This window comes from Peribacillus sp. NPDC096447, from assembly GCF_044762725.1.
Lineage (GTDB): Bacteria > Bacillota > Bacilli > Bacillales > DSM-1321 > Peribacillus.
In genome coordinates this window covers 1-9275 of record NZ_JBIWEV010000020.1, presented here as the reverse complement: position 1 = coordinate 9275, position 9275 = coordinate 1, and the positions used below count along the sequence as shown (strand labels likewise).

The window sequence follows — 9275 nt, the reverse complement described above, 5'->3', positions numbered from 1 at the left end:
GGATGGAGTGAAATGTGGTAACCAACCCACGCATATCAGTTTGTATACCACCGTCAACGTTTTTGCCTTCGTGCCAAGTTTTTAAGGTTATCCTTGTTCAACTTTTAGAATTGTATCCATTTCGATTTAGCTTATCAAGGGAAAGTACACCCTTGACAAGCTAAATCTGAAAGGATATTTGGTTTATAAGTTGAACAAGGAATAACTCTATTCATAGCTGAATGAAACACCATTTAAAACATTTGGGTGTGGTGGGTTGACAGTTTCGTTCATATCAGTTGCATAAAGAAAGAGCTGCCTTAAAGACAGCTCTGATCTTCAACTAACGCACCTGTTGGCTGAAGATTTAATTACTTATTACTTTCAAGTAATGAATAGACATAGGTATCGTGAGCTTCACCATTTTGATACATATATTTCTTCAAAACTCCCTCTTTTTGAAAACCAATTTTAGTTAGTAAATTATTAGATGCTTCATTGTCAATAAATACAACAGCACCTATACGAGTTAAATCCATAACATCAAAGCCATATGAAAGAACTTTAGATATTGCTTCTGAAGTATATCCTTTTCTCCACTGCTCTGGATGGATTTCATACCCTATTTCTGCTCTTTTATGTTTAGGTAACCAAGCATTAAAGCCAATTGTTCCAATTATTCCTTTGGTCTCTTTTCTTTCAATCCCCCAGCGTATGCCTCTTTTTTCATCGTAGTTTTTTGAAAAGAAGTCAACGAACTTCTCTGCTTGCTCTATACTCTGTAATGTTTCTTGTCCATAATAACGTGTTACATTGTTGTTAGAAAAACAAGCAAAAATACCTTCTGCATCCTCTTTTGTTATTTCTCTTAGTATTAGTCTTTCTGTCTCTAATATTGGAAACATTAATAACTCTCCCTTGTTTGGCTCTTATGTATCTTTATTACATATTATACCATATATTACATTGGGTTCCTTAATGAACTAAACTGCCCCTTTAGTTGCATAACAAAAAGCTGCCTTAAAGACAGCTTCGATCTTCGGCTAACGCACCCGTTAGTTCATTAAGATGTTGATTTGGTGAAATCCATTTATTGCTACTAGCATATTTTTATTTAGAAAGCTTTATTTAGTTGACCATTAATTATTTCTTGAGAATCATATTCCTATCTCTAATAAGGAATTATAACTCCAACGCTCACATAGTTTACTGAATCTTGTTCAATTAGTGGTAATAAATCTTTTACCTTCCCTGTTAAAATGATACCACTCACCTGAACAGTTCCTTTCTGTTTGATTGATTTTATTAATGGCTCTACATTCGTATCTTTCTCGTCTTTTTGAGATAAATTTGATAATACCTTCTCGAAGTTTTTAACGTCTTCTGCTATACTGTCAGTCCCTTTTTCAGGAGATGTAATTGTAAAACCATATGCATAGTCTCCGATTACATACCCAGGCACAATTGATGTTTCTACATCAGGGTTTTGCACCCATGCCCACTGAGCAGTTGGAAATTGTTTCAGCACTTGATTTGTATTAATTTCTTTCGTAAATGAAATGCCTATTTCTACCACACTAGTTGAAGCTAAGGATTGAAGTAACTTACGATCATCTTCTACTTTTTTTCCACCAGGCACATAAAAATTAACCACCCTTTGTCCATTTCGATAAAATTGCCGACTATCTGTTGATTTTGTTATTGAATTATCATAAATAGTTGTAGGTGAATCATAAATTTTAAACCAAGTTTGTTCGTTGTACCATGTGTATGGAATCCCTGCAATATCTTTTATATATTGGTCCTGATTAATAGCTGAATCTATACTAAAACTAGTGGTAGATTTATCATCGTGGATATTCGCACCATAAACTTCGTTTTGTTCAAACTTTACTGAAAAATAGTCTGACATTGAATTTTGCATATGATTATACGCAATGATGAAAGTGATTCCTAAAATCATAAAGATACTTACCGTCACAATGGTTGATACAATAATTATCTTCTTTAATGATTTCTTTTTCGCTTTTTTTATCAATGGTTGGAACCCGTCCTTGGCATTGAAAATTGAATCTTTATCCATATCATTTTACCTCCTCAATCATCTTTCTCATTTTTTTCTTTGCTCTTGCTAACTGTGTTTTAATTGATTTATCGGTTGTACCATAAATAATAGCAATATCCTTTAAGGATAAATCTCCACTATATTTGAGTAACAGTATTTCTGCATATTTTTGTGGTATTTTACGTAAACACTCTGATAGCATTATATGTAATTCATTCTCTATAATAATTTGCTCTGGTGTTGTCCAATCCAGTAACTCTTCGAGATTAAATGTATTTACATAATTATTTTTATACTTAAGTTTTCTTAAGCTATCGTAATATTTATTAATTGCTACTCTGTAAAGCCACGCATCAACATACTCTTCCTGAAGAGTATCTAGATATTGCACAAATTGAAAAGCCGTTTCTTGAACAATGTCTTCCGCATCCTCTTTGATCGCTCCCATTTTTAGCAAAAAGAAATACACAGCCTTCAATTTTTTATTTAGGTACAAGCTTAATTGTTGTTCATCCATGACCACCCTCCTACACTATTAACGATTGAGTATTCGATAAGTAAACAATAATTATCAAATTTTTTCATAAAAAAAGATAGCCTTCTGAAGAAGACTACCCAACAAAGCTAAATATAAATTATTAAATAATATCTGAACTTGCTATGTTACTTGAATAACTCCCTTTAAATTACCTAATTCGACGTCCTTCTAAATATTCCCCTTATGGCACTAACCTGCCCCGTTAGTGCCATAAGAAAAAGGCTGCCTCAGCAACCTTCCTTATTGAAGTAAAGCACCCGTTAGTTCATTAAAGATCATAACTTTTTTAAGACTTTTGTGACATTATTTCTAATGTGCTATGGAAATGAGGTTGACCATGCGAAATGTCCATAGAGTAAGACTGAGACAAGCTTATCGTTTTATAATCGGCAAAAAATCCTTCTAATTCACTTCTTGTAAAATAATGAAGAAACATATTTGAACTTTCAATATAAAACGTATGCTCTGCTAACTGCTCATACTTCTCTGGAGCTTTCTTTCTACCTGGTTCTTTATCATCAAAGGCATTAATATATACCAACCCATTTTTAATCAACCCATTTTTCACCTTTTCAATAATAATTTTAATATCCTTATCAGGAAAAAAATTAAGTACATTAGAAAGTATAATTAAAGAATATTTATTTGGTTCAATCTCAAAAGAAGTAATATCTTGAACTTTAGCGTTAATATTCAAATTGTGCTCTTTCGAAAGTTCCAAACATCGTTCTACTGCTGTTTCCGAAATATCGATACCCTCAACAGCAAATCCCTGTTTAGCAAAAAAAAGGGCATTTCTTCCCTCTCCAATACCTATGTCTAAAACCTCTCCGTTTTCAGGAAGCATTTCAACATATTGAGATAAGATACTATTAGGATTGAAACCCCATAAACTCTCAACATTTCTATATTCTTTCTCCCATATATTTTGTTTCATTTTGTCACCCCCGATTGTTAAAGTATTGTTTTCCATAAAATTTTCAAATATCCTTCCAACTAATAATTCAGAGCTATTTCAAAATACACTATCCAGATTTTTAGTTGTATATCGTGTTTTTTTACTTCTAAAAGTCCCCCAAATTGACTGCCTTCTTAATGAACTAAACCAGCTAATAGGATGTCAATATCTTTCTCTAAAATTTTCATTTCCCTTATGATATACTATTTTTGTTCATGACAAATAACCCTCCAAAACCCTTTTGGAAGGATTTTTCTCTGTTTCACAAAATCGTTAATCAGGCTAAATCTAGGAATGCTTCTTTTCTCTTTAATAAAGCGTAAATCCAATGAAGTAACTTATTCATACAGGCAACGATTGACACTTTGGCCGGTTCTCCTTCTGATTTTTTCTTATCATAGAAGACTTTAAGCTTTTTGTTCCTTGAACTTCTTATGCCGCATAATACGGCAAGATACAGAGAATGACGTAATCTGCTCGAACCTCTTTTAGTCATACGATTAATGGTTGCCGTAAACTTTCCTGATGAGTGAACACTTGGATCTACTCCAGCGAAGGCAACCAGTTTTTTTGGATGATTAAACCGATCGATTTCACCAATTTCAGAGATAATCGTGGCTGCGATTTTTTCTCCTATGCCGGGAATCGATTGGATGATCTTATATTCTTCCAGTTCATTTGCCAGGGCCACTATACGATCTTCCAAATCAGAGAGGTGTCCCTGGTAATGAAAAAGCAACTCCATATACATACGAAGATTGATTACGTGACTTTCATACACGTTTTTTTGGAATGGATTTCGAGATGCGGAGTCCATTATTTTTTTTGCTTTTTCCCATGCCCATTGACCCGATCGGCTAGGACAGAACTCTATAACTGAAGTGGGATATTCCTTTAATATCAATAAAGAAACCCTTGAATATAGATCCCCAAAAACCTTCCGGTATTCAGGAAACACCTGATCTAAAATGGTGTGAAACTGAAGTTTAGCTTCCACATACATATTCGTTACGATTTCCTGTTGTCTTGACAAATTCCGAAGGTTTAATAGCTGAATTCCTCTAATTTTATGAGGGTCAAAATCCTCATTGTAATACAGCACACACAACTGGTACGCATCGATAGCGTCTGTTTTTACCTTCCGTAAACTGGTCTTCTTTGCCTGATAAGAAATAATCGGATTTAGTAAGATATATAGAATCCCTTGTTCCTCCAAGTATTGAATAACAGGGGTATGGTAATGCCCTGTAGATTCTAAAATGACCATAGGCATCTGCCCTGTCACCTCTTCAATCCCTTTTAAAAAGTCTAAAAAATGATCTAATTCCTCTTTAATGTGCTTCATTGAAAAGCTCTTCCCATACGGTTTAGATTGATCTAAAAATGCCTGAACTTGACTCTCTCCTTTTGCCACATCCAGACCAACAACTGGATTCATTGTTTTTACCTCCTCTACTTACTAACCAGTACCCCTAATCCTCCATGTAGTGTCATAGCTTCGCTTGTTATACGAGATCTACGTCCCAACCAGCCTCAAACATGTTTCTACAAGTAGGGGGCGGACAGTTTAGTTCACGGGATCAAGTCCCACGCACCCGTACGTCCTACCCTGGCTACTGATATAATATTCTATTAAAAAAAGGTCAACCAGTAAAAACTGGCTAACCTTATAATACGAACGCACCCGTTAGTTTAAGTAGATTTCTTCACAAACTTTTTAGTATTTCAGTTAATACAGGAATGCTGCCCCGTTAGTGGCATAAGAAAAAGCTGCCTTAAAGACAGCCCCAATCTTCAGCTAACGCACCCGTTAGTGCAATAAAAAATTCTATTTTAATGCCTTTATCTTTCAGTTTCGTAATCATTAATGATTACTTCTATAATATTACATTGTTCATCTGCGACTGCTTTGTTAGATTGTTTATTATAGTTGTAGGTTATTAAAGCCTTCCATAAAGCCCAACCTCTTGCTCTATTCCAAGTTTCTGCATCAAAATTCAATGCATTCTTAAATGTGTTTCTGCTACTATCATCAAAAAAAGTCCAAGCCATTGCAGCATCGCAAGAAGGGTCTCCTACTCCCAATATCCCAAAATCAATAACCGCACACAATTTACCATTTTCAATTAATATATTTCCTGGGGCTATGTCACCGTGGACCCAAACTGGTTCACCAGCCCACTTTGAAGTTAATGCCAATTCCCAAATTTCTTTCAATAGGTGTTTATTAAAAGTATTTACATTATTATTAATGGCATCTCTACACTCATCATCGTATACAACAATATCTCCGCCTCTATAAAAATTATGTTCGCCAGCTAAGGGACCTTCACTGGCGTCAATAGATTGTAATTCAACTAAAAATTTCCCCAAATCATTTGCAAATTGATTTGAATCATCTATATTTTCTAAAGTTAATGTCTCTCCATCCAACCATTTGTTGACTGACCAAGGATGTGGGTAATCCTCACTTGGTTCTCCTTTAGCTAATTGTTCAGATATTGGTGTAGAAAGATGCTTGGCTAAAATGGGTAACCATTTTTGTTCTTTTTCAACTTGGGGTACATAGGCTTCATCACTTGGTAACCTAACGCTCATACTGTTGCCTAAGTGAAAAGTTTTATTATCATTTCCACTTTTTTTAACAGGCTTAATTTCCAAATTAGACCACTCTGGAAATTGGCTATTTATTAACTTCGAAACTAAATCTACGTCGATTTTTATCATTTAATTTCTCCCTATAACCCAAAACCCAGTTACAGTCACAAATTTATTTGATAAACGCATCCTTATCAACCCCTTTAATTTGATTACATTTAATGTACCATATACTTACTACTACAAGGACTTCTTATTCCACTATCCTGCCCCGATAGTTCCATAAAGAAAAAGTTGCTTTAAAGACAGCTCTGATCCTCAGCTAACGCCCCCGTTAGTTGAAGATTGCAAAGTTATTTCCAACCTACAACATTTGAGAAAGTCTCATAATCACATCCAGTGATATACTGAAACTCTTTTCCTGTAAGCCTTTCATATGCTTCAGTTGCTATGGAAAGCAATGGTTCGAATGTATTCTCCTTAGGCATAAGTACAGGGTATTCTAGAACCGCATTGAAAAAGCCTTCTCCTTTAGCAATTACTTCACATCGAAGGTATAAAAACACATCAGGTGAGAAGTAATCATCCTTGTTTTGACTGTATGAATATTCGCCTATGTTTTTTGCGTGTTCCTTTGTGTCTAATAAATAAAGTTTGTAGGACATCGCTTCTTCAAATTGCTTAATATTCCTTACTCCCATTTTCTCAAGCTCTCTAACAGCCACTTCTATAACTTCATCCTCATCATTAACTGACTCCCAATCTAGAAGAGAAATTATGTACCAAAAGGATTCATCTGTCATCATCTTTCTTGGTTTCTGCGGTTTTTCCATTAGTTGTTCGATCTTTCGCTCTTCCTCTAGTATTTCTTTCTCAAAGTTATCTCTGTCATTGATCCAACGCCACTCATAAAGGGCTTCCATACCTGTTGTTTCATCCCAGGTGCCACCATAATTACTTTGTCTCATTTTTTTAGTCCCTTGAATGTTCCCAATGTAAATAAAAGTTCCAGGAATTTTACCATCAAACCAACAAATTGCAGGGGCGTTTTCAAAATAAAAACGGTTTTGCAGAAGAGTTTTACTTAAAACATTATTTTCAATCATTGGGATAGTCTCCCCTATATATGGGGTGGTAGCAAGAAGATAAGAGTTTCGATCACAGTTAACAATTCTTAATGCTCCATATCTCCCATCAGGGAGTTTTACCGCATATACATCCCCAATTGATACTGTTTGTTTTTTTATCTTTTTTTGATTCTCCAATTGCTCTTCCTCCTGATTTACAAAAGAGTTATGAATTATATGACGTTACAAATGTTTATAAGAATCTTGATATGTGTATATCCATAGGTATATATTTCACCATTTAATTGGGGAATCCTTGTTGAACTAAACTGCCCCGATAGTTCCATAAGGAAAAAGCTGCCTTAAAGACAGCTCCGATCTTCAGCTAACGCACCCGTTAGTTCATTAAGGAACATTAAGACACTATATAATCGTACTTCCGACATTTTACCTTATTCCTCATATCCGTAACCTGGAAAATCCGTTATAATATCCCTAATTATCCAAAAACTAAAGGAGAATTATATGGAAGATAAATTTGAGAAGAATTTTAAAATTACTTTATTGGTGCTTTTGGCAATAATTGCTGTAAGTTTTGTTTACATAGCCTATTGCATAACAATGGGTTTTTCTGAAATTTCAATGAAGTTATTTGAACTTAATGGAACACTAATCAATTTATTAGGAGGCTAATCGCCTCCCTTTTTCAAACACAACCTATTTTTTAGATCTTCTTCTAAATCCTAAATACAGACACCCTACAATAAAAGCCATAATTAGAATGGCAATCCATGGGCCAAAGGCTGTGAATGGAGTTATATAATCGCTAGTTTCGGATATTCCTTTAACAACTTGGGAAGAACCTAGAATCATAGGTCTCAGCTCCTTAAGAGAAAGTAGATGTAGCTTTGAAACAAAGTTTGGTCAAATTAATACAAGAAACCTTGATAAATAAATAGAAGGAGTATGTCTTGAAAAAAGATTAATCCAACCTGCCCTTATAATATTTAATTGGATTATTCTTTTATAAAAAAGATTGATCATTTTTGATAATGAACTAACGCACCCTTTAGTTGAACAAGAAATTCAATCTTTTTTCTTTATGTAGAAGAAAAAAATCATAATTAATAACCAAAAACTCCATACCTCAAAAACACCCGATGAAGACCACATTTCACTTATCCCCGGAGTATTAAAAGTAATATACGTAAGAATAAATGAAACTACAACCAACAATATTTTTAATTTCACTTTTTACACCTACCCCAAAAGTCTGCTTCTGACATATTACATTTTATAGTATCGATTCCGATATTTGCTAAAATCAATAAAATAATTTTATTGAACTAAACTGCCCCGTTAGTTTTACGAAGACACAAAGATAAGTACATTGGGGACATGAATTTGAGTACATAGAGTTATTAATCCACTCAAAACCGCACCAATTCAATCTCTATCTGTTTTGAGATACAAAATCGAGTACATTATATACAGTCATATAAATTTATCTTAAACACAAAGGGGAAGGCAATATCTATACCCTCCCCTTTTTCGAACACAACTTATTTTTTTAATCTTCTTGATTATTTTTGTGATCCTTAATGAACTAACGCACCTGTTAGTTCATTAAGAAAAGCGATTCTTATTAAAGAATCGCGCCCTTCTGCGGAATAACCACCAATCCTAATTTGTCATTCGTATGATGTATTGAGCTCTCGTTCTTCGTTAGCTTAACGAAGAGGCCTTGATTTTTTCTTGTTTGAGATTATTATTTGCTTTTCATTTTTAGACAAAATCCAGTCTGCAACCAATCGCTGCTACTTTTTTCAACCCGTCTTGTCCTCTCTTCATATCAGTCTATGAACGTTGCGGGAAGGCTGCCATAAAGAAAGAACGGAAGCCGCGTTTTCCGCGCAGCTTCCGTCCCGATCTTCCGGATAACTAACTCAAATACCGATTTCGGATGACCCCCATATGATGAATCTCGTGTCCTGCGATGCCGTACGCGAGGGCACGCGCCGTAATGCTTGCGTTGTTGGCTGTGCCTTTGCGGGACCACGCCTCCGCCGG

The 9275-nt window shown here is 34.8% G+C and carries 8 protein-coding genes and 1 pseudogene; 1 reads left to right on the top strand and 8 read right to left on the bottom strand.

Annotated features, from left to right (window positions below):
* Positions 1–350: 350 nt before the first annotated feature.
* The 7 genes from ACIQZD_RS25985 to ACIQZD_RS25955 all read right to left on the bottom strand — a co-directional run bounded on the left by ACIQZD_RS25985 (position 351) and on the right by ACIQZD_RS25955 (position 7403).
* Positions 351–884 (bottom strand): GNAT family N-acetyltransferase, encoded by a 534-nt coding sequence (locus ACIQZD_RS25985; protein WP_328176004.1) that lies wholly within the window; start codon positions 882–884, stop codon positions 351–353.
* Between the two features lie 266 nt (positions 885–1150).
* Complete coding sequence (locus ACIQZD_RS25980) at positions 1151–2062, bottom strand: anti sigma factor C-terminal domain-containing protein (RefSeq protein ID WP_402907722.1); 912 nt, start codon at positions 2060–2062, stop codon at positions 1151–1153.
* Between the two features lies 1 nt (position 2063).
* Positions 2064–2561 (bottom strand): RNA polymerase sigma factor, encoded by a 498-nt coding sequence (locus tag ACIQZD_RS25975; protein ID WP_098177314.1) that lies wholly within the window; start codon positions 2559–2561, stop codon positions 2064–2066.
* Positions 2562–2868: 307 nt separating this feature from the next.
* Entirely contained in the window at positions 2869–3519 is a 651-nt protein-coding gene (locus ACIQZD_RS25970) for a class I SAM-dependent methyltransferase (protein ID WP_402907717.1), read from the bottom strand.
* Positions 3520–3817: 298 nt separating this feature from the next.
* A complete protein-coding gene (locus tag ACIQZD_RS25965) occupies positions 3818–4978 on the bottom strand; it encodes an IS110 family RNA-guided transposase (protein WP_402907714.1) in 1161 nt (386 codons plus the stop codon).
* A 404-nt stretch (positions 4979–5382) separates the two neighbouring features.
* A complete protein-coding gene (locus tag ACIQZD_RS25960; RefSeq protein WP_402907711.1) occupies positions 5383–6267 on the bottom strand; it encodes an aminoglycoside phosphotransferase family protein in 885 nt (294 codons plus the stop codon).
* Between the two features lie 224 nt (positions 6268–6491).
* Positions 6492–7403, bottom strand: coding sequence for a DUF4240 domain-containing protein (locus ACIQZD_RS25955; RefSeq protein WP_402907708.1), 912 nt, complete (start codon positions 7401–7403; stop codon positions 6492–6494).
* Between the two features lie 327 nt (positions 7404–7730).
* Between ACIQZD_RS25955 and ACIQZD_RS25950 the strand changes: the two genes are divergently transcribed.
* Positions 7731–7898, top strand: a complete 168-nt coding sequence (locus ACIQZD_RS25950) for a hypothetical protein (protein WP_377436256.1) — start codon at positions 7731–7733, stop codon at positions 7896–7898.
* Between the two features lie 1248 nt (positions 7899–9146).
* On the opposite strand, the pseudogene ACIQZD_RS25945 reads toward ACIQZD_RS25950, so the two are convergent.
* A pseudogene (locus ACIQZD_RS25945) lies at positions 9147–9275 on the bottom strand (DinB family protein); the annotation flags it as partial.